The sequence below is a fragment of the Lysinibacillus sp. EB106-09-02-XG168 genome (assembly GCF_058791475.1).
In genome coordinates, this window is sequence record NZ_JBYTDN010000003.1 from 1,953,765 (window position 1) to 1,980,541 (window position 26,777).

The window sequence follows — 26,777 nt, forward strand, 5'->3', positions numbered from 1 at the left end:
CTCCTTATAACTTGTTATTTAACGAAAAAAACGTGAGCTGTACCTTCCATTTAAACATGGCATTAATTGTACTTATGGGATGAAGAGGGGTAGATTTTTTACGGAGGCATTTGCAAGGTAGAAGGTTTTACACAATGTATGAGAAGAGCTTTAAATATAGAACATTTCAAAATGGTAGCAATGCTTTTAAGTGTTCTCCCAAGATACCATAAGTATCTTGGCATTAAAAAAGAAATTTATGGACGGTGTTTGGATGCTTGTTTTGTTGTTTTTTGATTGTTGAGGGTATGAGTAAATTAGTAGCGAGTAAGAAAAAGCCACAAGTGAAATTGGCTATGTAGTCATTTATGAAACAAACTATTGTGTTCAGATCATCAAAAAATCTAAATTAGAAATATAGCGAAGATATTTTTACTCGAAAAAAATTTGATTTTATTTCAATCGTAAATAATTTTCATTTTAACAATCTTCTATATTTTCTAAATTTTTACTTTATTTTTCCTGATATTTCTATTAAACTACAAATAGATTAAATCAAAAGGAGGAATAAGATGAAAAAAATTACTTTTAAGTTGTTCTTTATGCTTATCTTTTTGTTAGTTCCTATGAATGTTTTTGCTGAGGAGTCTTTAGGTGAATTTTCATTTGACCCAAGTAAGGTATCTCATCCTTATGACATGGTAAATTCGAAAGGTGAAATCATTAAGTATGAAGAGTTTAATGACAGTAACTCACAATTAATTGATGAAATACCAAGCGTTCAAGGAACGGGTGAAATTTCTCCCGTTCAGATTGATTCCATAATGGAAGGTCACTCGTTTATCGATATTACACCACCACCAGTTGTTATTAATGATTCTACAGCTAGAGAACCATTACAAATATCACCACGGATTGTCATCGGTGACGATAGTAGAAAAAAAGTAGAGAATACTAAAGAAATGCCATACAGTGCAATTACGTATATTGAAATAAATTGGCCTGATGGAAAAGGTGGTTCTTGTACAGGTTCTTTAATTGGGAAAAATAAAGTCCTAACAAATGGACATTGTGTTATAAATCCAGAAACAAAAGAAACTATAACTAGTGCAAAGGTTTACCCTGGTGTAAGTAATACTGTTGGATTATTTGGTTCTTATAATGTTAATGATTATTATGTAGCTGCTAATTGGGCTTCAACTGGTTCGAGCTCTGAAGACTTCGCTATTCTTGTTTTAGATGTATCAAAAGACAATAAACAGGCGGGAGATGTTGCAGGTACTTTTGGAATCAAACAGGTGAATAATCTTCTTTATCAAAATATCGGTATTTATGGTTATCCGGGAGACTTAATGGAGGCAAGTGGTGAAATTTCTCAATTTGGTACGAGAGGAAATATTACTAGAGAGGATGCATCTGTAGCCTTTTATACAATTGATACTGCACCAGGACAATCAGGTTCAGCATTATTAAATACTGACAATCAAATTGTAGGTGTCCATAGAGGTTCATTCGTTATTAATGGGAACCCTATGAATGGAGGACCTAAGATGAACTCTTATATGTTTAAATTTGTTTCCAAAGCTTTAGAGTAAAATTACTAATATTGTAGACAAACTGAGAATTTCGGTTTGTCTATTTTTTGGGGAAATTGAAATAGAAAGCCTTTAATTAAATGGTCATTATTTCCGATTTTTCAAGGAATAACTCTGATACCAAGATTATAGTTAGTATACACCTGTATTAATTTATTGTTTTACCCCGAGGAATTAGGAATCGTAATAAAGATCCGTAAACAAAAAAACGAACCTATGGGAAGCTATTTCCTAGATTAACGAGTGATTGTTATAGGTATATTTATTGTAAGTACAAAATTAATATTAGCTACAGCGGGAAATAGCAGTTCAAAGTGGGTTGTTCTTTGAATGTTTTAAGATGAGATAGACAGTTTATGAGTTTATGCTACTACAATGATTTTTGTTAATCGCTATTTTATGGCATAATTTTATTATTTTTAATTGCAACTTTCGACATATTTTTTATTTATTTCTCAGGAAATATTTCATATAAAATTGTAGTTACGGCAATGTTTTTAATGAGCATCCTATAGTTATTATAGCTTGTGATTAGGTACGGTTGTAGGTTAAGTGAAATGATGAGTTTATGATTTGTTCTAATAATCTGATTTTTTTGCAACCTATGGACTTTTTTTAAGTCCTTGATATCGTAGCTTATATTTGGAAAAAAGCATAAGCGCGTTATAATAGTTGTAAGGGAGGAAACAAAATGTATTTAAAATCATGTAAGGTATTACAGGGGGATATTGAAGTTAAAGACCAGTATCCCTTTAATATACCAAGTTTGCAGGATTTACAAGAGCTAGAGTTTCCTACGAATGTGACCTTCTTTGTTGGGGAAAATGGCTCTGGGAAATCAACACTGTTGGAGGCAATTGCGGATCGCTGTGATTTTAATACAGCGGGTGGTGGTCGTCAAAATTTATATGAAGTACATAAGGCGGAGTCTTCACTAGGGGAATATATCCGTTTGTCATGGATGCCGAAAGTGACGAATGGTTTTTTCCTACGATCTGAAACATTTTATCAATTTGCAAGTCATATTGATTTGTTAGAAGATCCAAGAAAATATACCGCTTTTGGTGGTAAGTCTTTACATCATCAATCACATGGTGAGTCCTTTCTATCGCTATTTATGCATCGCTTTAAAGGGAAAGCTATTTATTTATTGGATGAGCCTGAAGCGGCATTGTCACCGACTAGGCAGCTTAGTCTCCTAAAAATTATGAAGGATTTGGAGCATGAGGCCCAATTTATTATCGCCACTCATTCACCTATATTACTTGGCTATCCAAATGCGACTATCTATAGTTTTGATAATGGGGACATTGAGTCTATTCGCTATGAGGATACTATTCATTACATCGTCACGAAGCGCTTTTTAAATGCACCGGAATCCATTTTTTCAGAGTTATTTGATGAGGAGAGAGAATCATGAATCAACGTAAAGGCTTAGTCATGCGAGAAATACGATTAGATGAAATGGCACAGTCTATCGATTTGCTTAATTATGTTTTTCAAATGTCCATGTCCATTCATAAGGATCGTCGCTTTGTAAATGCCAAAAGTAAACAATTTAATGAGGGACATGCCATTGGTTGGTTCGATGGTTCGCATCTTGTATCTCAAATTTTAAGCCTACCTTTTGAGGTAAATGTTCATGGTAGGATCTATGAAATGGGTGGCATTACTGCGGTCGGAACGTACCCGGAATATTCTGGGCATGGATTGATGGAGAGCCTTATTATTGAAAGCCTGGAGCGAATGCGCAATGAAGGACAAAGTATATCCTATTTATTTCCATATTCAATCCCGTATTACCGGAAAAAGGGCTGGGAAATTATGAGTGATATTGTGGAATTTCAGATTAAGGATACGCAGCTTCCTCACCATAAAGGCTTAAACGGTAAAATCCGCCGTGTCGATCCGAAGCATGAAGATGTTGTAAACATTTATGCACGCTATGCCAAGAAGACACACGGTGTCATGGTACGAAATAGCATTGCTTGGAATGAAAAGTTTCAAGAAGATTTCTGGGAAGAAAAATTTATTGATAGTGATGTGAACCTTCAGGCAGCCGTATATTATGATGAGGATGATCTGCCACAGGGGTATATGTTTTACCGCATTATGGAGGAAAATTACTACATCGATGAGATTGTCTATTTGCAGGAAGAGGCGCGTAAAGGCTTATGGAATTTTGTCTCAGCACATAGCTCTATGATTTATAATGTCTATGGTAAAACAACTGGCAATGAAGCCGTTGCCTTTTTACTAGAAGATAGTGAAATTATTCAAAAAGTGTCCCCTTATTTTATGGCACGAATTGTCGATGTAAAAGAATTTCTGCTACGCTATCCATTCACGGGAAATGATTTTCAGCTTCGACTAGCTGTAACTGATCGCATTGTGGCATGGAATAATGGCACATTTGTCATCACAAAGCAAGATGGAAAAGTCACGGTCGAAATGGTGAGTGAGGTGCAGTCTGAAAATGCTGTTCAACTAACGGTCCAAACTCTTGCCACGATGTTACTAGGTTATAAACGACCAAGCTATTTAGAAAAAATTGAGCGTTTACAAGGCAATGCCATTGAAATAGCATTACTAGAGACAGTACTACCAATTGGGATTCCAACGTTTATTGATTATTTTTAAGAAAATAAAGGGATTTGTGCAGTGAGATGCTGTGCAGATCCATTTTTTATGGATTCAGGAGGGAATTGATCGGGACAGCGAAAAACCGCTCTGGAGAACTTTATTACCTTATTAAGGAAACACTGCATCGTTTAAATCGTTTCTTATATAAACAGATTGGGGGATACCGATGAATGAATCCGAGCAGCTGCAACGCCAGAAAGTATACAAATAAACTCTTCTAGTGCTACTTATTTGGATTTTGTTTTTTTACTAGTATTATAGGGGACGGTATTTACTGGTTATTTTTCGATTGGTCTAGATGTAAACAAAATTTGATTGCTGAATCTACTACATCGCCACAAGGAACCTATGAAGTGAAAGCTTATGTTTCAGATGCGGGTGCGACGACTTCTTATGCGCTATTGGGAGAATTAGTCTTAACTTCTTTCAGCAGAAGTCACCTATCTTTATCGTGATAGTGAGATGAATACAGTATTAAGTCACTTTTCAGGGGGACATACATCCGCTGAAAGAAGTTAAGGTCTCCGAATCAGAAAAGGAGTTCTTTGTGCATGCACAAAGCCGATTCCGGACGCAATTATGTCAAGGCATAATTGAATCATGAAAAGAAAAATTCTAAAAAAATATATTGGCAATATCGAAAAAATGAAGCTTACATTAAATGGAGCGACGATGATACGGTCAGTATTAACGGAGTGACATTGAATGTGCCAGATGAAATATATGATTTTCGAAAACATGAGTAGCCATAACCATTGCAGTTATGGCTACTTATTTTGTAATCCAAGCTTTTTTTAGTAGTTGCACTCCGAGGATAAGTTCTTCCGTTTTTAATTTACTAAAGCCTAATTGAATAATTGGCGCTGAACTTGTCTGTTGTAGATAATAGGGGCTTGTAGGGTAGACCTTTACTCCGTATTGTTGTGCGTTTTGGATGAGCTGTTCTTCTGAAAATCGGGTATGCACCTTGACCAATATATAAAGTCCAGATTGCTCTCCAAGAATCGTAATTTTTTCTCCAAATTGTTTAGTAATTTCTCCCACGAGTGTATTTATTTTATGTTTATAGGTGATACGCATCCTTTTAATATGTCGGGTCCATTCACCTAGTTCCATGAATTTAGCCATCGTTAATTGATGTAAGGACGAGGCGTTATGTTCAAAATGTGCAAATCGTTTTTTATATGGCTGAACAAGTGCTTTTGGTAGCACTATATAGCTTAAACGAATCGCTGGTAGAAATGATTTTGAAAATGTCCCCATGTAAATAACACGTGACTTGTCGATGGAGGCGAGAGCAGGAAACGGCTGTTGTGTATAACGGAATTCACCATCATAATCATCTTCTAGTATATATCCATCGACGTTTTTGGCCCACTGAATTAATGCTTGTCGCTGCTGGATGCTCATGGAAACCCCATATGGGAAATGGTGCGAAGGGGTGACATAGAGTAAACGCGAATGTAAATGACCTAAATGCTCAAGCTGTGCACCGCTTTCCAACACAGGTAATGTCTCTATACGAAAGTCATGTAGCTTGAACGCTTCTCGTGCACCGTTGTAGCCAGGATCTTCTAAAATAACACTTTGGAAATCTTGCTTTAATAGAAAGCCTAGATAAATTAACATTTGTTGCGTGCTACTACCGATAATGATATCTTCTTCGTTTACATGAACCCCACGAGCTTGAAGTAAATAATGAACAAGTTGTTCCTTTAAAAGGGGCTCCCCGAAAGGGTCGCCATATTGATAGCATTTGTTCAAATGTAACACTTGATTGGCCATTTGACGCCATATTTTTAAAGGGAAATGCTGCTGATCGACAGCGCCAGCACGAAAATCAATGATGATATTTTCACGGTTACTTTTCGTACTTTGAGTAAGGCTTGGTCGTTCCTCTTGTAGAAACACTTGCTCAAAATCATTGATGAAATAACCCTTTCGTCCTTCGCCACGTATGTATCCTTCCGCTACGAGCTGCTCATAGGCAGTTAACGTTGTATTCCGACTGACATGTAAAGTTTCGGCTAGCCTCCGAATAGAAGGAAGAGAATCATTTGTTTTCAATGTCCCTTGTTCGATTAACAATTTAATCTGCTGATAAATTTGTTTATACTTTGCCTCTTCATCAGTGAATAAGAAAATAAAATCCTCCATATGTCCCTCCTTGACATGGTGAAATGTCTAGAACTGTTTCTTTTTGAATGTCAGTTTGTTATTTATCATAATACATGAATGACATATAAAAAAGGAATGGGGAGATAAGTGAATGGAGATTTGTACAGTAACTTTAGCAACAGTTGGAGACGTGCTGCCATTATTTAATGCCTATCGGGAATTTTACGGTCAACAATCTGACTTAGAGCAGGCTGAGCAGTTTCTATTAGAGCGCTTAAATAAGGAAGAGTCGGTCATTTTTCTAGCTTATATAAACGCACAGCCAGTTGGTTTTGTTCAGCTCTATCCTACTTTTTCATCTGTTGCAATGAAAAAAGCATTTATTTTAAACGATCTATTTGTGGCCGAGTATGCTAGGAAGCAAGGTGTAGCACAGGCCCTAATTGAACAGAGCTATTCGTATTGTGTACGAAACGATGCGTGTTATCTAGGTTTAGAAACAGCGACAGACAACGTGCGTGCTCAAAAACTATATGAGAAGCTCGGGATGAGAATTGATAATGGAGTATTTCATTATATTAAATATTGGTAAATGGAGGTTCGAATAATGACTGTAACCATCAAACAATTAACAACGGAGCAGGAGTGGATGGATGCATATGCAGTTATCGTGCAGCTCCGTACGGAATTAACCGTAGAAAAGTATCTCCAATTGTTAAAGGAAATGACTCAAGATGGCTATATGTTATTTGCATTATTTGAAAATAAGAAAATGATTGTTGTCACCGGATTAAGTTGGAGAGTCAATTTTTACAGCGAACGCCATATTTTTGTCTATGATTTAGTAACGGATGAGCAATATCGTTCAGGGGGCTATGGTGAGAAACTTTTACATTATCTTCATCTATGGGGCAAAGATAATGGGGGGCACTATATTGTCTTAGAGTCAGGTATCCAAAGGAGTAATGCACATCGCTTTTATGAGGATCGATTAGGATATGAAAAATGGTGCTATTCATTTCGAAAAGCATTGTGATTCACAAGGAATATGATTTTTTAAACCTCACACACTAATGGAAACATTAAGGAGGTTTATATGAAAGTAACGTTCAAAAAGCTTTTTCTAATAAGCATAGTTATGATGAGTTTTACACCAATTGGTTATGCAAATAACGTAATTCAACAACATGCAAATGGTGAGGAAGGACAGGTTGTTTCCATGTAAAGTACGATTATGCTGCTATTTGTAAAGTTCTTGGGATTACGCAAGAAGTGTATGATCAATATTGGAAAGAAGGACTTTCGATTGTCGATATGGCAAAAAGGGAAGGTATTGACCAACGTGAAATAATAAATTATTTTGTGACATTTCACTATCAAGAAATGCAAAAATGGAGAAAGAAGGGGGCGCTGAACGAACATCATTATTTTGATTTAGTTTATGAATTAAAAGATGAAATTACAGATTTTATTGAGCGAAATCCGAATAATTAATGAAAACGACTAGTGTTATTCTAGTCGTATTTTTTATGGGTAAGTACTGATTAGCATTTAATATTTAGTTATAAAAGTTAATTATTTAATGATTATCATTAAATTAATCTTGATTTTAACTCCGCTATTTAATATGCTTAACATTGAAGAAGGGAGCTAGAATAACGGCGGATTTCTCCATCCGAGAGGAACCTTTCACTATCGTTTGTCATTCTCCATATAAAACATTATGAACAGGGGGGAAAAAATATGGTTTTGCAAAGTGTAATAGATGCAGTTTTTCAGGTCATTTTATTTTCAGTTATACCGTTCATTTGGTGGTTGATCTCAGCCAAAAAGGAGCAATCATTTTTTGCATGGCTCGGACTTCAAAAGCCTGTCATTGAAAACAAAGGAAATTATTCGGTATGGCTTTTAGTCATTATTGTTTTATTTTTAGGACCAATTTTTACAATTACCTATTTCTACCTAGATAGTTCAATTTTAGCGTCAAATCGATTTACAGGGCTTGGTTTTTCAGCACTCTTATCAGCACTTTTCTATGCTATTGTACAAACAGGTTTGTCAGAGGAGTTGTTTTTCCGAGGCTTTTTACTGAAAAGATTCATGCATAAGTTTGGTTTTCAAATAGGAAATATCATGCAAAGTTTAATATTTGGTACTTTACATGGATGGATCTTATACTCTATTATTCCATTCGGTGTTGTAGTGTTAGTTGTTTTAGCAACCGGTTTTGCAGGATATTTAATGGGGTGGATCAATGAAAGAAAATCCAATGGCTCCATCATAACAAGCTGGTGCATACATGGCATTGGCAATCTGTTGGCCTCCTTAATGGCCATGTTTAATCTACTCTAAATACCTTGCCCATTTGCATTTCATCATGTTCGATTGCATAATAAAGCAGAGGAGTGATAGAAATGCAATTCATCGAGCAAGTAGTAAAAGGATGCTTGATTATCGGTTTAATATTAATGGGAGGGCGTATTATCACTGCCATTTGCCATTATTATAATATAGCTTTTACGACCTTTTTCGTTGATTATCATGTCGCCTCAATCGCTATACTAATAATAGGTATTATAGGAACAGAGATCCTTAATAGACGAAAAAGGAAAGGACGAGCATAAATGACGAAATGGCCAAAGGGTGTAGCGAAGCCTGCTATACGTGCATTAAATGCGGCAGGATATACACGATTAGAGCAATTGGAAAAGGTTGATTTATCGACGCTAAAAAAATTACACGGGATGGGACCGAAAGCGTTAGCGGCCATTGAAGTAGCACTGAATGAAAGTAGGGAAAACAGTGAATAAACTAACACTATTATTACTGGCAATGGTGGTTTATTATATTCTTGTTGTTCTTGTAGTTAGCAAGTTATTTATTATTCCTCTCATGAAATTTATGGCGCTTATATTCTTCCTTGGAGCAGGCTTTATTTTTTCTCGAAAAATGCGAAAGAAATTACACTAGGAGGAATTATGAAAATTACAAAACTAGCCATATTTTATTTGGTCATATTTATGTTGGCACTATTACTATCACTAGCTGGGGTTCGCCCATCCATTCCACTTGGCGTTTTTATAGTTATTGCGATTGCAATGATTTATAGACATATACATATAGTATTGTGGACTAATAATATGAAATTGGTAGATAACTTAGTAAAAGATCGCAAGAAGCATCCTTTTTTTTCCTATCTATATACAGTTGCTTATGGTACAAAGGAAGACCAGTTACACTCATTAGAAGCAGCAATTGTAAAGTATAAACAGCCAGCAATGAAGTATAACTGTAAATTTATTAAAGCGATCTTGGAAGATAATTTAGAGGAAGCAAAGGATGCGGCTAATAAAATAAATAAAGAGCCATTAACTAGCTATGCAAAATGTTATATTGCTGCACTTGAAGAACGAACAACAGACATGCGAAGCGATCAGCTCACAAAGCCGTGGATGCAGCCAGCAATTGAAGCGGTTTATGCGCACAAGGTGAAAAATGAAGCCGCGTTTAATCAGTATCAGAAAGAAAGCATTGCCTTTGCGCGCGGCGTACAAAAATATGTGTTAATACATACCTATGAACAGATGAAAATGGATCTGTAAAAAAAGGCTACTTGATGCTATTTGGTGTCAAGTAGCTTATTTTTTAGCATAGAAAATTCACATTAAACATACAAATTTTGTTTACTCATTCGTCTAATAAAGTAAGAGAGGTGAGAAGATGGAGTTTGATGAGCTGTATGAACAATATTTTCAGCGCATTTATCAATTTATTTATTATATGGTCTCGGATCCAAACTTAGCGGAGGATTTAACGCAGGAAACATTTATCCGGGTTTATAAAGGACATTTTAGAAACGAAGCTGCTATAGGCACATACATAAGGAGAATTGCACGAAACCTAGTCTATGACACCTATAGAAAAAAGAAACTTATTAAATGGTTACCATTTCAAAAAGAACATGAAAAACGGGAGACGCAATATGTCCCACATAATTGGATTATGCAGTCTGAGGATCGACGACTATTATATGAAGCAATTCAAATATTAAAACCTGAATATCGAGAGGTTCTTATTTATAGAAAAATTGAGGAGTTAAGTTTAGCCGAAACTAGTGAAATTTTAGGATGGTCTACAGTGAAAATAGCGAATACTCAGCGAAATGCTATGAAAGCTTTGGAGAAAGTACTTGGAGGTGATGAATTTGGATTTAAACAATCGACTGAAGAAACTCAATAAATTACCGGAGGATCATGCTGTGAAAAACCTTATTTATGAACGCATACAACATAAGAGGAAAAAAGACTTACCGCTATGGAAAGAGAGTGTTCTACTATTAACGATTGCCATGATTGCTCTATTTTTTATTATGACTCCACAAAATTCTTCACCACCCCAAACTGTTGGCCAATCCATCCAAGCAATATATAAGCATTTCGGAGGAAAAGAAGGGAAGTTTTTTGCGAGAAGCTCGAGTTTATATACATCTACGGAGAAGGTTGAAGATACAATAGTTTATAACTTTTTTGAAGATTTAACACAGTATGTTGAAGAGGCTGATGGAAAGTTAGGTAACTATATTACAGATGTAATCGTTGTTAGAGATCGCGAAGAAGAGCACTATCAGATTTCAGATACAGGCATGCTAAATGTTGATTCTGGCCAGTTTTTTGCTGGGAATTCTGTAACGTATGATATAGTATTTCAGAGATTATACACTGTAACAACAAAGCCTTGGATTTTTATTCTTCCACTTATCGTGATAGCTGTAAATATATTCTCTACGAACTATTATAAACGTCATAATCTACAAGGATCTACACCATCTAAGCATGTATGGTGGCTGTTAGTACTTGTGCTTTCGATGCTTTCTAGCGTATTTGCTTGGGCAACCTGGGTCGGTCCATTGTATAAGCCATTAATGATTACATTTGCGCTTTTATATGGTTTCATTTTTTGGTATTTCATAATAAGAGGGATACGAACATATTCCATATATAAAGTAGAAACAATAAAAATAAGTATTATTAGTGCAGCACTTGTTTTAATTATTATCCTTTATTGACGGATTTAAATAAAACCACCTTTACTTTTACAAAAGAGATAATTGCAAAGGTATAGGGTGGTTTTAATTAGTTATAAACGCAGTATGGAGGCGAGTTGTACCTTATTCCTTATTATCCAATAAAATTCCACGCACAATCCCCATTATAAATATTGTACTTAGTACAAACAGAAATACATAAGCATGCCACTGCTGTAAAATGCGTTCGTGGCCTAATGCAACTGTTAAATCATTGAATAGTGAATATGTAAAGTATAAGAGTATACTATTTTTGATGAGACAAAAGGTAATGATTCCATTTTGTCGCTGAATATGAGATAAGGTAGGCTTATTTTTACGGAGGGTAGGATAAGCTGCTTTCATCTCTAAGTATTGTAAAAGCAAAAATAGCATTAAGGCAATGAATGGTAAATAAAAAATGGTGATTTTAGGGCCAAATTGCGCATGTTCACTCTTAAAGCTTTGCAAAACCGGTATAGAAGCGGGGAGCTTATTGTATTGGATTAGTGTTGCCGTAATGCCAGCTAAAAAAATAGTCGTAACAATAAGCGTTAGCGATTTACAAAATCGTGGTGTAGGTGTTTTTTGTTGTTCTAGCATTTGTTCACCTCATAGTTCAATTAAAAAAGTGCAGTCTGTTATACTGTATCATAAGAATACCATCATGTGTGACATAGAAAGAAGGATTAGATGGAGTACTTGTTGTTTTTACTAATTGGAATCATTGGCAACATCATTGGGACATTAGTTGGAGGTGGAGGGCTAATAACTTTACCGACAATGATGTTAGTAGGGGTACCAGTTCATTCAGCGATCGGTGCGAATAAGGTTTCTAATATGGTCAGTGCCTTTTCAAGCTTTTACACAATTTATAAAAGAAAAGAAATATTATGGTCAGAAATGCGCTCAGTATTCCTTGTTTCCATAATAGGTGGTACACTTGGAGGTCTATTTGCATCATTTATGAGCAGTCAAACATTAACGTTTATCGCCATCATTTTATTAGGCTTTGCCCTTGTTATGTCCTTTTTAGGTGGGGCTGAATTTGGAAAAAAAGAAAGCTTTACAATGAATCGTAAAAACGGTCCAATCCTTTTGGGGGTTGGTTTTTATGATGGTATGTTCGGCCCTGGTAGCAGTACGCTAGCACTTTATACATATGCACATCAGAAAATCTCTTATATGAAAGCAGTAGGTTTGTCGCGTGTAGGTGTTTTTGCGATGTGCTCAGGAGCTTCGATTACGTATATTGCCACAGGTAAAATTGATTGGCCGTTGACAATCGTATTAATGGTTGGTTCTGTAATCGGTGCACAAATAGGCATATTCCTTGCCAGAAAGGTTAAGGCAAATCAAGTAAAGCTATTGCTGCGGATTGTAACTATTATGCTACTAGTACAGCTCGTCTATGATTTTATCTTTATTCAGTAGAAGATATCCACCTTTGAAGGTGATGAGATAATTGGAGATGTAATTTCTTTTCAGTAAGCGTCAGCGGTAATTACGCCAAGGCGAAATTGATAAAACAGATTTAAGGAGGCGATATCATGTTTGAAATCACACCTTATCCATCTTTTTCGTGGTCATTGTCACGTCATAAAACGTTAACAAGCTGCGCACGGAAATATGGCTATGAATATTATTTTTCTCATAATGGCTGGCTCAGTTACAATGTGGAGCCATATCATCAACATGTCTATCGCTTAAAAAAGCTTCAATCGATGCCGATTTTATTTGGGCAAATCGTCCATCATTTAATAGAGCAATCGATCAATGATTATTTACAAACCGGCAAGGCGCCGACTGTTGCAGAACTCGTAAATCGTGCACGTGGCCAGCTTAATGCCGCTTTTATCGATTCTACACGTCATGTAGATTTATGGAGACATAAGCCAAATAAATTTTATATGATGCAAGAAATTTATTACGAAGGAAAGTTAAATCCTGAACTTGTACAGAACTATAAGGAGCGTATGACGGCTGTGTTTGATAACTTTCTTAATAGTGAAACATTCCAGCAAATTACCGCACAAAAAGGTTCGCTACGAATCGGTGAGCCTGAACAATTTCGTTCGATGAAAATCGAGGGTGTACAAGTTTTTGTCGTAATGGATTTTCATTATTTTGATGAGATGACAGATAAGTGGATTATTATCGATTGGAAAACAGGGGGAGAGTCTGATGATGATCGCCAACAGTTAGCACTCTATGCTTACTATATTCAGCAGAAATATCGTGTATCTCTAGACCAGATTGATGTCTATAATGAATATTTATTGACAGGCAAAAGAAAAAAATACACCTTTACAGCATATGATATGGATAATATTTTACATACGTTTCAGCAAAGTGTGCTGGAAATGAAAAAATATCAGGCGGATATTTTCTCGAATGAACCCGTGGACTTTGAGGAATTTGAGCAAACCACTGAAAAATGGCACTGCAAAGGGTGTAATTTTAAAGAATTATGTGTGCAGAAATGAGTCTGAAAATGGAGCGAGTGACCAAAAAGTGACCAACTTAATTAAGTCATCAAAAAAATAGTCACTAGCTTTATTTTCATCTTTACTAATTAAATGACTATACCTGTTAATCGTCATTTTTATTTTAGAATGACCTAATTTTTCTTCAATAACCTTAAAGTTGACATTTTTACTAAACATAACGAAGCACAGGAATGTCGTAAAGCATGAAAATTTAATTTAGGAAGATTGTATTTCTCAATAAGTCTTCTTCAAGCCGTATTTATAGCGGCAGGTTTTGACGGATAGCCATCAGAATTTGTAAAAATAAAGTTTATGTCATTTCCATCATCATCTTTCAATGGATTCCAAGCACAGCCCATTTCTTTTCTTAACATCAAATGCTTCTCCAGGAACGTTCTTAGCTCTACCATTAACCCTTTAGGTACGTTAACTAATCTAGGTTTTTTATTTTTAGGAAGTAAAATTTTTAACTTTTTGTTTCAATGTCGTATTGAAGGGTCTTATAAATGTATAGAGCGTTGTTTTTAAAATCAAATGATTACACCTTTAAACCCGCAACTTCTGCTAATCGAAGTCCTATCATAGCAGCTTAGTGAACGAAAAATCCGAACTAATTCAAAAATCTAATTAGAATTTTGAATCATATATATAGTTTCTAATAGTTTCAATTTCATCCTCTTGATTACTTGCAGCGGATGTACTTTCAGAATAAAGTGCAAATGATACAATTAAAGTTAATAAAAATAATATTTTTTTGCAGTTTTCAATGGTATAGTATCCTTTTTCAATTATTCAAAAAAACTTTGGATTGCTATTATAATCAAAAAAATGCAAATGATTATAATAAATGAGGGAAGAATTGGATTATATTTTTTAAAGTATAATCGCAAGCTAATCAAAAATAAGCTTAGAGAAAGTAAAATTAAAAAAATGGAAAAAATAATATATTGTTACTAAGTGCCATACAAAGGCCCAGTAAAACCAAAATAATAGTGGATGGTTTTTGTAATTTCTTTACTTTTTCCTCATTCATAAAACAGTAAGCCCCCTTATGCATCATCCAATTAATTACCAATATAACATACTTATGGGAAATAGCGAATTTGAATACTGATATTAGTCATTATTTTAACTTAATTTACTTTATTTAACTACGGGTACACACTACTAACCATTTTGTGTCTTCTTTCAGTACAAAGACAGTTTATCGTTCGATTAAGAAATTAACTGAGTTAGAAGCATTTTTTCATCAGATCGTATTGAAATTAATGGTTATCTATTAGTGATATTCGAGGGAGAAGTCCGATATCTAGGTAGGCTTCCGGTGAATTTATTAAAACCAGTTGGAGATAAGTAATAGATATTTATAAAGCTCTCTTATTTATTTGATAAGGGGAGCTATTTTTATAGTTTATTAAGTATTAGATCGAAAGTTGTTGGGATATAATACTAAGATATTTACATTCATATTAATCGTGATAATGGTATGGGTTCGTATGGATTTACTTGTGTCTTTATTTAAAATTAAGTTTCATTATAAAATTGCGTTGGTGTTCAATACGGTTGTTGCTGTGTTTTTATTTTGAGCTCTTAATCCTATATCTTTAATAACATTTAAGGATCTATAAATTTGGAGTACCATACTGTGCAGTAAGATCAATTTAACAAAGCATAGGCACAGAAATATAATTTGTCATACATAGGCTTTTTATTATGCTCATATTTCTTGTCATTCCAATCCATTATATAGATAGATGGGAGGTGTTGACTTATGGAGTATGAATATAAAGTGAAGGTTTACTATAACGAAGGTCATGAAGAAGAGTATAAAATCAAAAATAATATTGAACAAGAAACATTTACAGAAGAAATTTCTAATGGGTTCAATGAGAAGCCTTGGTATTCATTTACTGAAACAGAACATTATAAAACGGTTTTAATTAGTACAATAGATGTTTACAAAGTAGTAATAGAAAAAAACGTTTTAGAGTTTGATTAATCAAATGTATGTAAACTAGGAGCAAAGAGGTTTGTATGTTTGACGGGATTCTCGATTGATATATGTAATTCAGTACCTTTCAAAGTTAATTGTCACGAAGATTTTTAAGATTCCACAACGTTGAAATAAAAATAGGCAATAAACAAAGTGAAGCACAAGTCTCAAATAATTTTGAGCCTAAGCTTCACTTTGTTTATGAAATGTAAGAGAACGTCCAGAATGGTATTTATAAGAACATTATTCTGCATTGTTTAGAAATATGCAATTACTCCAATGACGAAATGAATCACTCTATTCCCACCAATGCTTCAGTTCGGTGAAGCCTACATCCCATAGCATAATATTACCTGTGATCACAATGGTCATTTTTTTAGCTTCGTAATATAACGGAATTTCTAATGGCATTTCAATTGTTTCGGATTCTTCTTTCAAATTCACTTCATTTTTTTTGAATATTACATTTCCGTCCGTAATTATGGTCACTTCACCTTTGAATTCCTCTTGATCGGGAATGCCAATGTTTAGAAAAATTACTAGCTCCTCTTTATCTTTAATAGTATAAGTATAGGTTTTGGTAGTATTTCTTTTATTACTATATAAATTGAATTGAGGTTCTATTTTATTACCAGCTACAGTGAAAGTCGGTACTTCGTTCGTTAGTGGTTTAGCTCCTGTGATTTCTTTAATAGCATGCAAAGGTTGTACCGGACTTACTCGTTTATCTAAAATTTCAGAGACAATCATCACACCAACTAACAGTATAATGGCAGTTAAGGATGAAGCAATGAGTTTTTTAAAAGTCAGGTTTGAAGTGAACCCAACTTTGTATACAACATATCCAATTGTTGCACCTATACTATTTGAAATAACATCATCTACATCAAAAGTCCCGAGATACGTTAAAGATTGAATCGTTTCCAATCCAAGAATCACAATAATGAACCATCCAATAAATTTTTTATAATCAATTTGAGTGAGTAAAGGTAATAAGATACCAAAGGGGATAAATGCTGCTATATTTCCGAAATTGTATAACCAAGAAAACGTAAATCTAGGAAAATTCAAAGGAACGTCTGATGGGACGAGCAGAAATTCGTAGCCGGCGCTTTTGTATTCTTCATAACCGTCTAGACGATTAAAGCCTAAGAACATGAAGTATAAAATCAGACCTGTGTAAAGAAAAGTAATCACCATAATTAAATTTCGTTTTTTCATATTTATATCTCCTTTTCATACGTTACCGCTTATAGAATCATGTGGCATTATCATTATTGTAAATGGAAAGAATTAATAATTATTGAGGATGTTTATGAAGATTTCTTAAGAAATTGCATTAGTAAATTTTCTTTATTTGTTGTGAAGCAACGAAAAGGATTGGTGTAGGGGGAAGTATTGTAATTTAACAAGAAAATAAGTGAAATGAGGGTTAGCAAGCGCGTCTTTTTTCATTGAATTTTCTTGCTAAAATCATAAGTGGAATGATGAAAGGGTGTAAATAGGTTGTATGTATCTAAGCCATTGTTGGTGGTTCATTACAAGGATTTTGTTCCACACAACAAAACATGTTGGATGGAATAGAAAAGGAGAACGGTGTTAAGGGTATTTGTTTAATATTGGTATTTAACCCTTGATTTTACGTATAATTAAAAATAGAATTAAATAGAGGGAGGGAAATTATCTGGCTAATAAACAACATCATACTCCATTTTTGAAAAAACCTTGGGTAACTTCTATTGGTGTATTTGTATTGTCACAAATAATCTTTATTACATTAGAAGCAACAGGGTGGATTCCTAATTATCGAGATATTAGTGGAACGTTATTTGGACGAATTACGGAATCTCCAATTTTCAAAGAGTGGTTTACCTTTTATGAAACAAAAAATTTCAATTTACTTACTATCTTATTCGGCATTGTCTTTCTAGTGCCCGGAATAATTGGTGCGCTTAAAAACGTTTTTTCACCAAGTCTACAAAAGTAATACTTGTAAATGTTGTGGGTATTTATCATTAGATGAGGAACGACCGTATACATATGGAATTTGTAAGATTTGCTTCTGGGAAGATGATGGGCTTCAATTCACAAAGCCAATTCCGGAAGCAATATGATTCGAATTGGCGAATTTACTAATGTCCATTCTCTAATCGACATAAATATTAAAAGGTGCTGCGCTATAGTCAACAAAGCTATAGCGACAGCACCTAGTTATTTATTAGTGGAAATATTTGTCGACGCGTTGAATTACTTCGTCAGCAGAAAGACCATCAGCGTCAATAACAGGTCCCGCCATGACAGGATCGCTAATTCCCATAATATCTCTATCTTGCCCAGTGATTACACAAGCATCACATTTTTTTGCATCCTCTTCAGTACGAAGCTGAATAACTTCATAACCTTTTGCTTTTAAAGCGTCTTCAACGTTTGTTAATGATTGTTCTACACCAATTATTCTAGTCATTATTCTTCCACCTCCTATATGTAATGTGTCATATAGGATTGCTAATTATTCACTACATTCATTTTTTTGTTATACATAATAAAAAACGCGTGAAAATGGATTGAATAAAAATCTAAGAATAAAATTTAGTGTTAGGAGGGATCTTTTAAATGAGAAGAATACAGAAAACAATATTTAGTCTTTTATTTATTATTGCATTTGTATGGATTATTACGCTAATTTATGCCGGACCACCCAAACCGGTTGTATTGTCAGAAGGTAAGAAAGTATCAATAGTACAAGGTACCTATTGTTGGCAAGGCTTCATAAATAATAGATGTGTTGATAAAATTCCACCACCTGAAATTATTGCTAATAATAATATTGTTCCGTTTCCTGTTTCACCGCAAAGTGAAATTAGTATTAATTTTAAGAAAGCACCTATTGAGGGAATAGAAGTTGATAAATGGTTGGGCAACGATGAAAGAGAGGTAGTAAAAGTACAAGGTAATGTTTTCTCTGTACCGAAAGAAAAAGGGACTTATATTTATAGTGTTTACGGAAGATGGGATGATGGTAGTTCTTCTTATATTTTTGCTATAGAAGTAAAATAAATACGACAAACATTGGCTTATTATGAAAGAAAAACATGTTGAAGTTTATTTCCAATGCGTCTTTTTTAAATATGAAACTAAATGATCGATTGAATAATTCGATCCTCTTGAATGAAATCAACAGCAACTTTATTTCGACTCTTTTTTTCACTTTTTGTACATTGATGGATAAGTTGAAGACCTTTTTTCCTGGAAGGGGGGCTAAATTATTGTAGAACCAATAAAAAGGGGAATCTCAACAATCAGATTAATGATTGTTAAGGTTCCCCGATTCTTTTCCTTATTGTGGTAGGTATTCTTGGCCGTTAATTGTTAGTTTAGAAGCAGAGATTAAAATTTCTCTATTTGCTTCAAAATATGGCTCTAAAATAGTGTGGAATGCTTCCCATTTCTCTTCAATTTTTGCTTGTTCTGCTTTTTTATCTATCTTTAAGATTTCTTCATAAAGCTGTTTTAATTGCTTGCTATCCGCTTCACTAACTTTGAATTCATAGTCAGCCATGTATTCATCAAATGTTTGAGGTTTTATGAACTGATCAATGATGTCATAAAATTCCTCGTAAAGTTTTTCTTGTAAGTCGTAATCTTCACCTTTATCTGCTTTTAGGATATCCTCATAGATCGTTTTTAGTTTTGCTAATGTTTCAGCAGGGATTTCTACTAAATTGAACTCTTCCAAATATTCTTCAAATGTTTGAGGTGGATTAAGTTCTTCAAGGTATGGGTTGAGGATGTCATAAAATTTTTCCATTTTCTCATTAGCCTTTTCCTCTTGGCCATCTTTTTCAAGTTTTACCCACTCTTCATAAATAGCTTTAAGCTCTTTTTTATCATTTTCTGCAATAATTATATTTTTTTCACTGAATCCAAAGTCTTCTATATATTCTTCAAACGTTTGAGGCTGCCAATTAGCTAATATATATGGTTTTGTAATTTTATACATCTCTTCATAAACTTTTCCGATTTCTTCAAATTTCTTGTCTAACTCTTCTTCTGTCATGTCATCTGACAATTCTTTTTGCAACTTTTTCACTTCGTTAAACATTTTTTCTAATTTTGTTAGCTCTTCTTTTGTTACTTCTTTAGGCAAGCTCTTTTTATAAACGTCGAAAGTGTAGAAGTCTGAATAATCCTCTACTACACCGCCTTCAACTGTGATTTCTTGACCTTCTACTAATTTCATTTGTTCTAGTTGTTCTTCAGAAAATTTATAGAAACTGATATAGTAGTTTTTACCGTCTCTACCTTTTAAGTCAATCCAGTCTCCGCTGACGCTTTTAATCGTTCCTGTAATTTGTTGTTCGATTTGAACAGTAACACCATTTGTTGGTTCTACTGAAGTAGCTCCTGCTTGTAGTGGCGTTAGAACAGCCATTCCTAATGTTAGTGCTGAAGCAATCATCCAAGATTTTTTAATTGGTTTTTTCATAATCGTATCTCCCTTTTTTTACTTTGGAACTCGATGTTTCCAATATTTAGACGAATTACCAAGCAAAAAGGTTCATTATATTTTGAAAAAAGTTAAAAAGTTTAAAATGTTCCATATAAGTGCTTAAATGGTTGTATAACAATAAAATTGAATGGCGGAATTTAGGTATTTATTATCCTGTATTCCAATCTGATAGGTGGTGCGAACATGGGAATTGCTGAAGTATTAACAATTGTCTTTGTAGTATTAAAACTTTCGGGTGTTATTGCATGGTCTTGGTGGTTAGTTCTTTTGCCAGCGATCATATCTTTTAGCATGTACGCATTGATTTTGGTGATGAAGTTAGTAATGGTGTTAATAGCCGTAGTCGCAGTAAAAAAACGTAGTCGAGAAATTAAATAAAGGTATTAAAAGGGAAAGAACGTAAACGAGTGATAGTAGAGACTGATATTGATGTGTCGCAGATGGAAAGCACATAGACAGTGGTGAATCAAAGTATGTCTCAATTATTATTAAGTCAGGTGAAATAACAAGAAAGTTATGAAATTAAGAACAACATGGAAAACAGCTGAATGCATATGTTCAGCTGTTTTTTGGGTATGTAGGGTAGTCATGAAATTTTATTAGAATCCATACAATATCCCCTTAGCTCATTTATTTGTTTGATATGTTTTGACTGCAGGAGGAACATAGGCTGCACATTTATCTAGTAGTGCCGCAACGTCTTCATCGACAAGTAGTGCATTTCTAGATTGGGCTTGTAAAAATTGTTCATTTTGCATATGGTCAAATAACTCAATGAGTAAATCATAATAATGATTGATATTTAAAATACCACATGGCTTTTGCAGAAGGCCAATTTGATTCCAAGTGAATACTTCAAATAATTCTTCTAGCGTACCGGGTCCTCCAGGTAAAGCAATAAAGCCGTCAGCTAATTCCATCATTTTGCTTTTGCGTTCATGCATAGAATTGACGACAATTAGCTCTGTTAAATTTTTATGAGAAATTTCACGCTCCTCTAATAACGTCGGAATAACCCCAATGACTTTGCCACCTTCACGCAGAACCGTGTCTGCTACTGTCCCCATTACACCGACACTCGCTCCACCATATATTAACGTAATATTCCGTTTAGCTAGTTCTTTTCCTAGAAGAATAGCTCCTTCTTTATAGGCCTCAGAAGCACCGATGCTTGATCCGCAAAATACTGCAATACTATTCATAATGGTTCCTCCATATCTGATAAGTTTTTTCCGCAATAACGGTTAGTGAAATGTGGATTAAAAACATCACCGATTCACTTTTATAGTATAATTTAATCTTAAGAGGAAAGAAATGGAGGAAATAGAAATGGAATTAAATGAGTTTCAAAAATTCGTGAAAGATTACTATGATGCACGTGGTTGGTCTGATTTAAGTATTTTTACGCGTATCGGCTTTCTAGCTGAAGAAACTGGGGAAGTAGCAAGGGCTATACGAGCAATGGAAATTGGCAGGGATCGACCAGATGAAAAGATTCAATCCTATGAAGAAAATAAGCAAGAATTAGTAGAGGAGCTTGGAGATGTTTTAGGGAATATTATTGTTATAGCTAATAAATATGATATTTCACTCGAAGAAATTTTCACAGCTCATCAGGAAAAGCTAATGGAGCGTTATAAAGCATAGAGATACATATGGAAAGGGGAAACATATGGATTATCAAGTAGAGATTTTATTAGAAAATCACGATGACTTTACTACGTTTTTAAATACAAAGATTAGAGATTACAACGATGAACATTCACCGTATCATAAGGAAAGTAGGAAAAAAGGTTCTGTTCGTCCGTTAAACATAATCGTAACCGATTTTCAACAGCAATGGATTGGCGGTATTACTGCTGAGGTTTATTGGGGTTGGGTAGAAATCAATAAGTTTTGGTTTAGTCAAGAATTCCGTGGAAAAGGCATTGGAGGACAGCTACTAGCGAAAGCTGAAGAAACAGCCAAGCAAATGGGGGCTACGAAGGCATTGTTAACTACCTATGATTTTCAAGCACGTACGTTTTATGAAGCAAGGGGTTATCAAGTAGTAGGAGAAATAAAAGATTATCCTCCTGGCAGTAGCTATTTTACCATAGTAAAAACACTGATTTAACTTCATTAATATGGGGGTGTCAAAAAAAGAGCCCCCTTGAATACATAAAGATTGCAAGTGTTGTTATAAGCTAACGAAGCATAGAAATTATAAAAAATAGGGAGCGGGTTTATATTAGTATAAAAGGTAAAAGAATCAGTTGGGTATTAGGAGGATTCGTTGTAATAATTATTGGTTATATTTCATTAATGACTTGGTTTTATCCATACTCCCCTTTCAGTGTTAAAAAAAGTTATGCCTACCATCCAGATAGGGTTTTATATAGCGGTAAAAGCTATGAAGCAATCCTGATTGAGTTTAAAGAATCCTATCAAAAAGATTTAAATGCAGATATAGATAACGAATATCCAAATCTTACGATAAACCGAACACAATATGTACTGCCTATTTTTGAACAAGATTGGTTAATGAGTAAAGATTCTATCCCATTTGATGCATTGAAATTAGACAAGATGCTTTTAGATGTAAAACAAGTTCGAGAGGTTTTGCTAGAACTTATTGTTCAAGTGGATTATACAAGTGAAGAAAGAGGATATTTAGTTAATAATATTAAAACTCTATTATCATTAGAAGATAGGATTACTCAATTAAAAAATGAAAAATACTTGTCCAGACGGGAACTGAAAATTCAATTTCATAATCTATACGAAGAATTTATGCGTAATTTTGATTTATTTGTTACCTTTTATGAAAGGTCACACCATTGAGGGGTGTTTTTCAACGAACGGTGCAGGTAAGTTGAATAAGAATATGTGATAAAATGGGAAGAATACACAAAGAATTAGGGGATTTTAGTGAGCGTATCAATAGAAAACAAACAAACTGCTCAATTAGCACTAAAAGCATTTTAAGATGGGATTCCACAGAAATCTCATCTTTTTCTTATTCAACTAACGGTGCATGATAGTGCAACACTTCGAATATAACTTCGTCTACAATATGAGGTGGTTATGTGAAAAAATGGTTAATCGGTTTTTGTTTAGTAATAGGATTATTCTTTTTTTTGGCAATTTGGGTGCTAAGTAGCCTACTTCTTAATAAATATGAGGTACTTGAAGCAAACTGGGGAATTGAATTACCACAAGTATCAGAAGTTAAAGATTTACTTACGACAGAAAACAGTTTTCACGGAGATGGTGAATGGTTTACATTGTTTGAATACTCAAAACCAATTGATTTAACAGAAAGTAACTTTGTAAAACTTTCATTAGAAGAAATAGCAAGTGCGAATAATAAAATAGCTAATTTTCAGCGAAGAACACTTGAAATTCGTCAAAATGATAAAACGGTAGTTGATGTTTTTAAGACCTATGATGTTGAAGCAGAAGTTAATGAGTATTACTATTATCAGGAACGAAATAATGGCTATGATACGATTGTTTTGTTATATAAAACACAAACACAACAGTTATATAAATATGAGTGGCATCAATAGGGTGAATAACTGAAGAGATTGCATCAAATAAGCAGTCGCTTCTTGTGCTAACGCTGCAGGATTATTCAAGAAGGAAAATAAAGGATAAGTGTTGAAGTTTACGTTGAAAAAGAAGATTTTTATAGGAGGAGAATAGTGAAGTGAAATTATATAAAACCTTAGGTGCTGTATTTCTTTTTTCAGTTTTGATTTTAAGTGCTTGTTCAGGTGATGGGAAAAAATATAATTTTTATGGAGAAGGTAACAATTGGGTTGTTAAGTATGAAACAGAAGTTACTAAAGAAAGGGAATTTGGAGAATATACAATTAAATATATTGGAAAAGAACCTGCACCTGAAGTATTCGTGTATAAAATAAAGAGTGCATCGATTGATGTTGGTATTGCTGAAGATACTTTTAACGAAGAAAATAATGTACATTCAGGTAATATCGAATGTACAGGTTGTGAAGTTTATACAACTGAAAATGAGAAGATTGAAGCCAAGTTGGAGTGGAACGGGAAATCGGAAAATATTAAATTGAACAGTAAATAATAGTGAAAGAAAAATTTCGACAAATAAAGGCACTCAATAACGAGTGCCTTTTCTTATTCAACTAAAGGCAAACTAGAAGCAACAATCTTTGAAAAAACACCCATTATTAAAGACTATAAGGGCATTTGTAATCTCTTCTTTCAGATGATTGATCTAAAAAATATATAGTTGAAAGATGACTAAAAAAACGCGCTAATGTCAACCTTATAATAAAGGGGAGATTTAGTGTGTATTCGATATCAAACTTTAAATTACTTGTTGATAAGCAGGCAGAAATTGATACTATTCATCAAAATTGTGATAATTTAATGCAGACAACTGTAACACCTAAAATGGATGCGGAAATCAATACATTTTTAGATGCCGTTAATAAAAAATTAACTGAACAAGGCTTTACAATTACAGTGACATCTACTGGACTAATTGCAAATTATAATGAAGCAGTTATTAATGTTGACAAGCACTCAAAAGATTTGGAGGAGTGCTTTTTTATTAATTTGAATAGTTATGCGGAGGATCAAGTTTCTATTGTTTTAGACATCTCCGATACAATGATGCCAAAGATCTCTAATAATCTTGATGGCTATTCTGAGGTTATCGAGCAAATGACCGATACATTAAAGTACGCAAAAAGTCTTGAAAAAGCTTGTACTTCACCAAAGTTTATTTATAGAACGCAAAGCAATATTATTTTTCATTCGGCTGAAGAAGTAGTCAATTATTATTTTCAGTAAATAAAAGGCCACCCTAATAGATATATAGGGTGGCCAGTAAAGGAAGCTCTATTGATTTATATATTCCCGCTACAATAGTTTAATCAATAAATTTTCTTCCGAAAATGAACAGGATCATCGTTAAGATGAAGAAATATAGTGGCATAATTATCAAAGAACCGGTATGCAGGAAACTCATACCTGACGTTATGCAACTTACGAGTAAGTAATAGCCTAAGCTGAAAATCGCGCCAGCTGTCCCTATAACGTCCTGAAAGTTGACAAGAGCAAGGCTTAAGCAATTAGGTAGAGCAATTCCCGATCCTAATAATGTAATAAAAATGGTCATTAACATGCCTATTAGTAAGACGACAGTAGGCAATGGTAATGTACTAACGATTAGTAGTAATAATGCCCCGATAGTCATGACCAAACAACCGAGATGAATAACTTTTTCTGGCTGATATTTGTTGACTAGTCGTTTAGAAATCATGGCACCGATAATAGAGGCAAGAGCCACAATTATACCAAGAAATCCATAAAGTCCAGGGGATAAATTGAAATGGTCAATAAAGATAAAAGGAGCTTCAGCATAGTAACTGAATAACACGCCATTTATCCCACCAATTAGTAACCCAAAGACAAGAACCCGTGGAGATGAAATCATTCTTTTTACAACTGGAAAAATAGCCGTTCTTTTTCTTGTTGATTTATCTGTTGTTTCAGGAAGTCTGAAATAAGCATAGATAAACAACAAAATACTCATCGCAACGAGCACAAAAAAAACAGCTCTAAAACCAAGTGCTTGATCGACCCAACCACCAATCAGTGGCCCTACAGCAGGAGTAAACGCAATGACTGCAGAAATTTGCGCAAACATCGCATGTCTTTTACTGCCGGATACACTTTCTCGCAAAATGGTTTGCGTAATAATGGAGCCTGTCGCTGCCCCAAAAGCTTGAATAAATCTACTTACTAATAGAAAAGTGATCGTTTCTGCGTAAAAACACATGAAACTTCCAATTCCATAAAAAATTAAACCGCCTAGCATGGCCGGTCTTCGTCCAATAAAATCAGAAAGCCATCCCCAACAAAAGACACCGATAGCAAACCCTATAAAATAAATACTTAAAGTTAACTGTACAGATCGATTTGAAGCATTTAATGCATCTGAAATATCAGGTAGAGATGGTGTATAGATTGTCTCGCTAATCTGTGGAAAAGCTACAAGAACAATCATTAATAATAAAGATGGTGCTACATGTTTTTTCAACTTATTGCCCTCCTACAAGCAAAATCTACTTCTTTAGAAAAGAGTAGACGTAGCTAGGGAAACGGCGGGACCATTATAAGTATTCGTTCATAAGATGTCATTTTCAATCACCTATATATGCTAAAAGTAGGAGTGCATAGTCTAGCTTCTATTATATAGATATTAGATAATTTTAAAAGGCATATATAGAAAAAATTTCAATATTTTTAGGTTCCTCACCATACCGTTTGGTTGATTTCCGTTTCGGCTGGGCGCTTTGTGCTGTCGCTTTGCTTTCGCACAGTTAAAACATTTGTAGCTGCCGCTTCGCTTTCGCAC

The 26,777-nt window shown here is 34.3% G+C and carries 36 protein-coding genes; 28 read left to right on the forward strand and 8 right to left on the reverse strand.

The genetic code is table 11. The features are described 5' to 3' along the window. Positions 1-551: 551 nt before the first annotated feature. From AC3WSO_RS10235 to AC3WSO_RS10255, 5 genes are all read left to right on the forward strand, one after another. Complete coding sequence (locus AC3WSO_RS10235) at positions 552-1,574, forward strand: trypsin-like serine peptidase (RefSeq protein WP_492530503.1); 1,023 nt, start codon at positions 552-554, stop codon at positions 1,572-1,574. Between the two features lie 691 nt (positions 1,575-2,265). Continuing rightward, positions 2,266-2,994: an AAA family ATPase gene (locus AC3WSO_RS10240; RefSeq protein ID WP_492530504.1), complete on the forward strand. Its 729-nt coding sequence runs from the start codon at positions 2,266-2,268 to the stop codon at positions 2,992-2,994. Further along, entirely contained in the window at positions 2,991-4,214 is a 1,224-nt protein-coding gene (locus tag AC3WSO_RS10245; RefSeq protein ID WP_386830516.1) for a GNAT family N-acetyltransferase, read from the forward strand. The genes AC3WSO_RS10240 and AC3WSO_RS10245 overlap by 4 nt, the downstream gene beginning before the upstream one ends. Before the next feature lie 257 nt (positions 4,215-4,471). Then, on the forward strand, positions 4,472-4,672 hold the full coding sequence (locus AC3WSO_RS10250) for a DUF5412 family protein (protein WP_492534310.1): 201 nt from the start codon (positions 4,472-4,474) through the stop codon (positions 4,670-4,672). A gap of 138 nt (positions 4,673-4,810) precedes the next feature. Continuing rightward, positions 4,811-4,963: a DUF5412 family protein gene (locus AC3WSO_RS10255; protein WP_492530505.1), complete on the forward strand. Its 153-nt coding sequence runs from the start codon at positions 4,811-4,813 to the stop codon at positions 4,961-4,963. A 25-nt stretch (positions 4,964-4,988) separates the two neighbouring features. On the opposite strand, the gene pdxR is transcribed toward AC3WSO_RS10255, so the two are convergent. Beyond that, positions 4,989-6,374 carry a MocR-like pyridoxine biosynthesis transcription factor PdxR gene (gene pdxR, locus AC3WSO_RS10260; protein WP_492530506.1) on the reverse strand — a complete coding sequence of 462 codons (1,386 nt, stop codon included), beginning with the start codon at positions 6,372-6,374 and terminating at the stop codon, positions 4,989-4,991. Positions 6,375-6,486: 112 nt separating this feature from the next. Between pdxR and AC3WSO_RS10265 the strand changes: the two genes are divergently transcribed. The 10 genes from AC3WSO_RS10265 to AC3WSO_RS10310 all read left to right on the forward strand — a co-directional run bounded on the left by AC3WSO_RS10265 (position 6,487) and on the right by AC3WSO_RS10310 (position 11,400). Further along, positions 6,487-6,927, forward strand: a complete 441-nt coding sequence (locus tag AC3WSO_RS10265) for a GNAT family N-acetyltransferase (protein WP_492530507.1) — start codon at positions 6,487-6,489, stop codon at positions 6,925-6,927. A gap of 15 nt (positions 6,928-6,942) precedes the next feature. Continuing rightward, positions 6,943-7,371, forward strand: coding sequence for a GNAT family N-acetyltransferase (locus tag AC3WSO_RS10270; protein WP_492530508.1), 429 nt, complete (start codon positions 6,943-6,945; stop codon positions 7,369-7,371). A gap of 60 nt (positions 7,372-7,431) precedes the next feature. Next, positions 7,432-7,560 carry a hypothetical protein gene (locus tag AC3WSO_RS10275; protein WP_492530509.1) on the forward strand — a complete coding sequence of 43 codons (129 nt, stop codon included), beginning with the start codon at positions 7,432-7,434 and terminating at the stop codon, positions 7,558-7,560. Between the two features lie 47 nt (positions 7,561-7,607). Next, positions 7,608-7,829 carry a hypothetical protein gene (locus AC3WSO_RS10280; protein ID WP_492530510.1) on the forward strand — a complete coding sequence of 74 codons (222 nt, stop codon included), beginning with the start codon at positions 7,608-7,610 and terminating at the stop codon, positions 7,827-7,829. Between the two features lie 249 nt (positions 7,830-8,078). Then, the gene (locus AC3WSO_RS10285; protein WP_492530511.1) at positions 8,079-8,687 is read left to right on the forward strand and encodes a CPBP family intramembrane glutamic endopeptidase; all 609 of its coding nucleotides are present in this window, start codon (positions 8,079-8,081) and stop codon (positions 8,685-8,687) included. A 62-nt stretch (positions 8,688-8,749) separates the two neighbouring features. Next, entirely contained in the window at positions 8,750-8,959 is a 210-nt protein-coding gene (locus AC3WSO_RS10290; RefSeq protein WP_492530512.1) for a hypothetical protein, read from the forward strand. Then, positions 8,960-9,145: a helix-hairpin-helix domain-containing protein gene (locus AC3WSO_RS10295; protein WP_492530513.1), complete on the forward strand. Its 186-nt coding sequence runs from the start codon at positions 8,960-8,962 to the stop codon at positions 9,143-9,145. Positions 9,146-9,313: 168 nt separating this feature from the next. After that, positions 9,314-9,937, forward strand: coding sequence for a hypothetical protein (locus tag AC3WSO_RS10300; RefSeq protein WP_492530514.1), 624 nt, complete (start codon positions 9,314-9,316; stop codon positions 9,935-9,937). Between the two features lie 118 nt (positions 9,938-10,055). Beyond that, complete coding sequence (locus tag AC3WSO_RS10305; RefSeq protein WP_492530515.1) at positions 10,056-10,574, forward strand: RNA polymerase sigma factor; 519 nt, start codon at positions 10,056-10,058, stop codon at positions 10,572-10,574. Beyond that, positions 10,540-11,400 carry a hypothetical protein gene (locus AC3WSO_RS10310; RefSeq protein WP_492530516.1) on the forward strand — a complete coding sequence of 287 codons (861 nt, stop codon included), beginning with the start codon at positions 10,540-10,542 and terminating at the stop codon, positions 11,398-11,400. The genes AC3WSO_RS10305 and AC3WSO_RS10310 overlap by 35 nt, the downstream gene beginning before the upstream one ends. A 102-nt stretch (positions 11,401-11,502) precedes the next feature. On the opposite strand, the gene AC3WSO_RS10315 is transcribed toward AC3WSO_RS10310, so the two are convergent. After that, positions 11,503-12,000: a DUF1648 domain-containing protein gene (locus AC3WSO_RS10315; protein ID WP_492530517.1), complete on the reverse strand. Its 498-nt coding sequence runs from the start codon at positions 11,998-12,000 to the stop codon at positions 11,503-11,505. Positions 12,001-12,090: 90 nt separating this feature from the next. Here AC3WSO_RS10315 and AC3WSO_RS10320 point away from each other — a divergent pair, with 90 nt between their 5' ends. Both AC3WSO_RS10320 and AC3WSO_RS10325 read left to right on the forward strand, forming a co-directional pair. Then, positions 12,091-12,831: a sulfite exporter TauE/SafE family protein gene (locus tag AC3WSO_RS10320; RefSeq protein WP_492530518.1), complete on the forward strand. Its 741-nt coding sequence runs from the start codon at positions 12,091-12,093 to the stop codon at positions 12,829-12,831. A gap of 116 nt (positions 12,832-12,947) precedes the next feature. Next, positions 12,948-13,883: a PD-(D/E)XK nuclease family protein gene (locus AC3WSO_RS10325; protein WP_492530519.1), complete on the forward strand. Its 936-nt coding sequence runs from the start codon at positions 12,948-12,950 to the stop codon at positions 13,881-13,883. 251 nt (positions 13,884-14,134) lie between these two features. Here AC3WSO_RS10325 and AC3WSO_RS10330 read toward each other — a convergent pair whose 3' ends face one another. Beyond that, positions 14,135-14,260 (reverse strand): hypothetical protein, encoded by a 126-nt coding sequence (locus AC3WSO_RS10330; protein ID WP_492530520.1) that lies wholly within the window; start codon positions 14,258-14,260, stop codon positions 14,135-14,137. 1,397 nt (positions 14,261-15,657) lie between these two features. Here AC3WSO_RS10330 and AC3WSO_RS10335 point away from each other — a divergent pair. Then, complete coding sequence (locus AC3WSO_RS10335) at positions 15,658-15,885, forward strand: hypothetical protein (RefSeq protein ID WP_492530522.1); 228 nt, start codon at positions 15,658-15,660, stop codon at positions 15,883-15,885. Positions 15,886-16,176: 291 nt separating this feature from the next. Here AC3WSO_RS10335 and AC3WSO_RS10340 read toward each other — a convergent pair whose 3' ends face one another. Then, positions 16,177-17,100 carry a VanZ family protein gene (locus AC3WSO_RS10340; protein WP_492530524.1) on the reverse strand — a complete coding sequence of 308 codons (924 nt, stop codon included), beginning with the start codon at positions 17,098-17,100 and terminating at the stop codon, positions 16,177-16,179. 493 nt (positions 17,101-17,593) lie between these two features. Here AC3WSO_RS10340 and AC3WSO_RS10345 point away from each other — a divergent pair, with 493 nt between their 5' ends. Beyond that, positions 17,594-17,866 (forward strand): YfzA family protein, encoded by a 273-nt coding sequence (locus AC3WSO_RS10345; protein WP_492530526.1) that lies wholly within the window; start codon positions 17,594-17,596, stop codon positions 17,864-17,866. Beyond that, positions 17,826-17,993: a CPCC family cysteine-rich protein gene (locus AC3WSO_RS10350; RefSeq protein WP_492530528.1), complete on the forward strand. Its 168-nt coding sequence runs from the start codon at positions 17,826-17,828 to the stop codon at positions 17,991-17,993. The genes AC3WSO_RS10345 and AC3WSO_RS10350 overlap by 41 nt, the downstream gene beginning before the upstream one ends. Before the next feature lie 104 nt (positions 17,994-18,097). Here AC3WSO_RS10350 and AC3WSO_RS10355 read toward each other — a convergent pair whose 3' ends face one another. Continuing rightward, on the reverse strand, positions 18,098-18,343 hold the full coding sequence (locus AC3WSO_RS10355) for a YkuS family protein (RefSeq protein WP_079560313.1): 246 nt from the start codon (positions 18,341-18,343) through the stop codon (positions 18,098-18,100). A 149-nt stretch (positions 18,344-18,492) separates the two neighbouring features. Here AC3WSO_RS10355 and AC3WSO_RS10360 point away from each other — a divergent pair, with 149 nt between their 5' ends. Continuing rightward, positions 18,493-18,936 (forward strand): hypothetical protein, encoded by a 444-nt coding sequence (locus AC3WSO_RS10360; protein ID WP_492530530.1) that lies wholly within the window; start codon positions 18,493-18,495, stop codon positions 18,934-18,936. Between the two features lie 280 nt (positions 18,937-19,216). Here AC3WSO_RS10360 and AC3WSO_RS10365 read toward each other — a convergent pair whose 3' ends face one another. Further along, positions 19,217-20,365: a hypothetical protein gene (locus AC3WSO_RS10365; RefSeq protein ID WP_492530531.1), complete on the reverse strand. Its 1,149-nt coding sequence runs from the start codon at positions 20,363-20,365 to the stop codon at positions 19,217-19,219. Between the two features lie 207 nt (positions 20,366-20,572). On the opposite strand from AC3WSO_RS10365, the gene AC3WSO_RS10370 reads away from it, so the two are divergent. After that, a complete protein-coding gene (locus tag AC3WSO_RS10370) occupies positions 20,573-20,767 on the forward strand; it encodes a transmembrane Fragile-X-F protein (RefSeq protein WP_492530532.1) in 195 nt (64 codons plus the stop codon). Between the two features lie 248 nt (positions 20,768-21,015). On the opposite strand, the gene AC3WSO_RS10375 is transcribed toward AC3WSO_RS10370, so the two are convergent. Next, positions 21,016-21,591 (reverse strand): LOG family protein, encoded by a 576-nt coding sequence (locus AC3WSO_RS10375; protein ID WP_492530533.1) that lies wholly within the window; start codon positions 21,589-21,591, stop codon positions 21,016-21,018. Between the two features lie 127 nt (positions 21,592-21,718). Between AC3WSO_RS10375 and AC3WSO_RS10380 the strand changes: the two genes are divergently transcribed. From AC3WSO_RS10380 to AC3WSO_RS10405, 6 genes are all read left to right on the forward strand, one after another. Then, positions 21,719-22,036 carry a MazG nucleotide pyrophosphohydrolase domain-containing protein gene (locus tag AC3WSO_RS10380; protein WP_492534312.1) on the forward strand — a complete coding sequence of 106 codons (318 nt, stop codon included), beginning with the start codon at positions 21,719-21,721 and terminating at the stop codon, positions 22,034-22,036. 25 nt (positions 22,037-22,061) lie between these two features. After that, entirely contained in the window at positions 22,062-22,505 is a 444-nt protein-coding gene (locus AC3WSO_RS10385) for a GNAT family N-acetyltransferase (protein WP_492530535.1), read from the forward strand. A 188-nt stretch (positions 22,506-22,693) separates the two neighbouring features. Next, positions 22,694-23,212, forward strand: coding sequence for a hypothetical protein (locus tag AC3WSO_RS10390; RefSeq protein ID WP_492530536.1), 519 nt, complete (start codon positions 22,694-22,696; stop codon positions 23,210-23,212). A 245-nt stretch (positions 23,213-23,457) separates the two neighbouring features. Next, a complete protein-coding gene (locus tag AC3WSO_RS10395) occupies positions 23,458-23,940 on the forward strand; it encodes a hypothetical protein (RefSeq protein WP_492530538.1) in 483 nt (160 codons plus the stop codon). 140 nt (positions 23,941-24,080) lie between these two features. After that, positions 24,081-24,473 carry a hypothetical protein gene (locus AC3WSO_RS10400; RefSeq protein ID WP_492530539.1) on the forward strand — a complete coding sequence of 131 codons (393 nt, stop codon included), beginning with the start codon at positions 24,081-24,083 and terminating at the stop codon, positions 24,471-24,473. 227 nt (positions 24,474-24,700) lie between these two features. Further along, the gene (locus tag AC3WSO_RS10405; RefSeq protein ID WP_492530541.1) at positions 24,701-25,207 is read left to right on the forward strand and encodes a hypothetical protein; all 507 of its coding nucleotides are present in this window, start codon (positions 24,701-24,703) and stop codon (positions 25,205-25,207) included. A 79-nt stretch (positions 25,208-25,286) separates the two neighbouring features. Here the strand turns inward: AC3WSO_RS10405 and AC3WSO_RS10410 are convergent, their stop codons facing one another. Beyond that, on the reverse strand, positions 25,287-26,459 hold the full coding sequence (locus AC3WSO_RS10410; protein ID WP_492530543.1) for a multidrug effflux MFS transporter: 1,173 nt from the start codon (positions 26,457-26,459) through the stop codon (positions 25,287-25,289). Between the last annotated feature and the right edge of the window lie 318 nt (positions 26,460-26,777).

Coding starts and splice junctions, on each gene's coding strand:
- AC3WSO_RS10365 (WP_492530531.1), bottom strand. CDS start 20,365: ATGAAAAAACCAATTAAAAAATCTTGGATGATTGCTTCAGCACTAACA.
- AC3WSO_RS10275 (WP_492530509.1), top strand. CDS start 7,432: ATGAAAGTAACGTTCAAAAAGCTTTTTCTAATAAGCATAGTTATGATG.
- AC3WSO_RS10300 (WP_492530514.1), top strand. CDS start 9,314: ATGAAAATTACAAAACTAGCCATATTTTATTTGGTCATATTTATGTTG.
- AC3WSO_RS10355 (WP_079560313.1), bottom strand. CDS start 18,343: ATGACTAGAATAATTGGTGTAGAACAATCATTAACAAACGTTGAAGAC.
- AC3WSO_RS10290 (WP_492530512.1), top strand. CDS start 8,750: ATGCAATTCATCGAGCAAGTAGTAAAAGGATGCTTGATTATCGGTTTA.
- AC3WSO_RS10340 (WP_492530524.1), bottom strand. CDS start 17,100: ATGAAAAAACGAAATTTAATTATGGTGATTACTTTTCTTTACACAGGT.
- AC3WSO_RS10295 (WP_492530513.1), top strand. CDS start 8,960: ATGACGAAATGGCCAAAGGGTGTAGCGAAGCCTGCTATACGTGCATTA.
- AC3WSO_RS10360 (WP_492530530.1), top strand. CDS start 18,493: ATGAGAAGAATACAGAAAACAATATTTAGTCTTTTATTTATTATTGCA.
- AC3WSO_RS10385 (WP_492530535.1), top strand. CDS start 22,062: ATGGATTATCAAGTAGAGATTTTATTAGAAAATCACGATGACTTTACT.
- AC3WSO_RS10325 (WP_492530519.1), top strand. CDS start 12,948: ATGTTTGAAATCACACCTTATCCATCTTTTTCGTGGTCATTGTCACGT.
- pdxR (WP_492530506.1), bottom strand. CDS start 6,374: ATGGAGGATTTTATTTTCTTATTCACTGATGAAGAGGCAAAGTATAAA.
- AC3WSO_RS10315 (WP_492530517.1), bottom strand. CDS start 12,000: ATGCTAGAACAACAAAAAACACCTACACCACGATTTTGTAAATCGCTA.
- AC3WSO_RS10335 (WP_492530522.1), top strand. CDS start 15,658: ATGGAGTATGAATATAAAGTGAAGGTTTACTATAACGAAGGTCATGAA.
- AC3WSO_RS10330 (WP_492530520.1), bottom strand. CDS start 14,260: ATGTTAAGAAAAGAAATGGGCTGTGCTTGGAATCCATTGAAAGATGAT.
- AC3WSO_RS10235 (WP_492530503.1), top strand. CDS start 552: ATGAAAAAAATTACTTTTAAGTTGTTCTTTATGCTTATCTTTTTGTTA.
- AC3WSO_RS10270 (WP_492530508.1), top strand. CDS start 6,943: ATGACTGTAACCATCAAACAATTAACAACGGAGCAGGAGTGGATGGAT.
- AC3WSO_RS10285 (WP_492530511.1), top strand. CDS start 8,079: ATGGTTTTGCAAAGTGTAATAGATGCAGTTTTTCAGGTCATTTTATTT.
- AC3WSO_RS10380 (WP_492534312.1), top strand. CDS start 21,719: ATGGAATTAAATGAGTTTCAAAAATTCGTGAAAGATTACTATGATGCA.
- AC3WSO_RS10375 (WP_492530533.1), bottom strand. CDS start 21,591: ATGAATAGTATTGCAGTATTTTGCGGATCAAGCATCGGTGCTTCTGAG.
- AC3WSO_RS10320 (WP_492530518.1), top strand. CDS start 12,091: ATGGAGTACTTGTTGTTTTTACTAATTGGAATCATTGGCAACATCATT.
- AC3WSO_RS10370 (WP_492530532.1), top strand. CDS start 20,573: ATGGGAATTGCTGAAGTATTAACAATTGTCTTTGTAGTATTAAAACTT.
- AC3WSO_RS10245 (WP_386830516.1), top strand. CDS start 2,991: ATGAATCAACGTAAAGGCTTAGTCATGCGAGAAATACGATTAGATGAA.
- AC3WSO_RS10305 (WP_492530515.1), top strand. CDS start 10,056: ATGGAGTTTGATGAGCTGTATGAACAATATTTTCAGCGCATTTATCAA.
- AC3WSO_RS10390 (WP_492530536.1), top strand. CDS start 22,694: ATGACTTGGTTTTATCCATACTCCCCTTTCAGTGTTAAAAAAAGTTAT.
- AC3WSO_RS10265 (WP_492530507.1), top strand. CDS start 6,487: ATGGAGATTTGTACAGTAACTTTAGCAACAGTTGGAGACGTGCTGCCA.
- AC3WSO_RS10240 (WP_492530504.1), top strand. CDS start 2,266: ATGTATTTAAAATCATGTAAGGTATTACAGGGGGATATTGAAGTTAAA.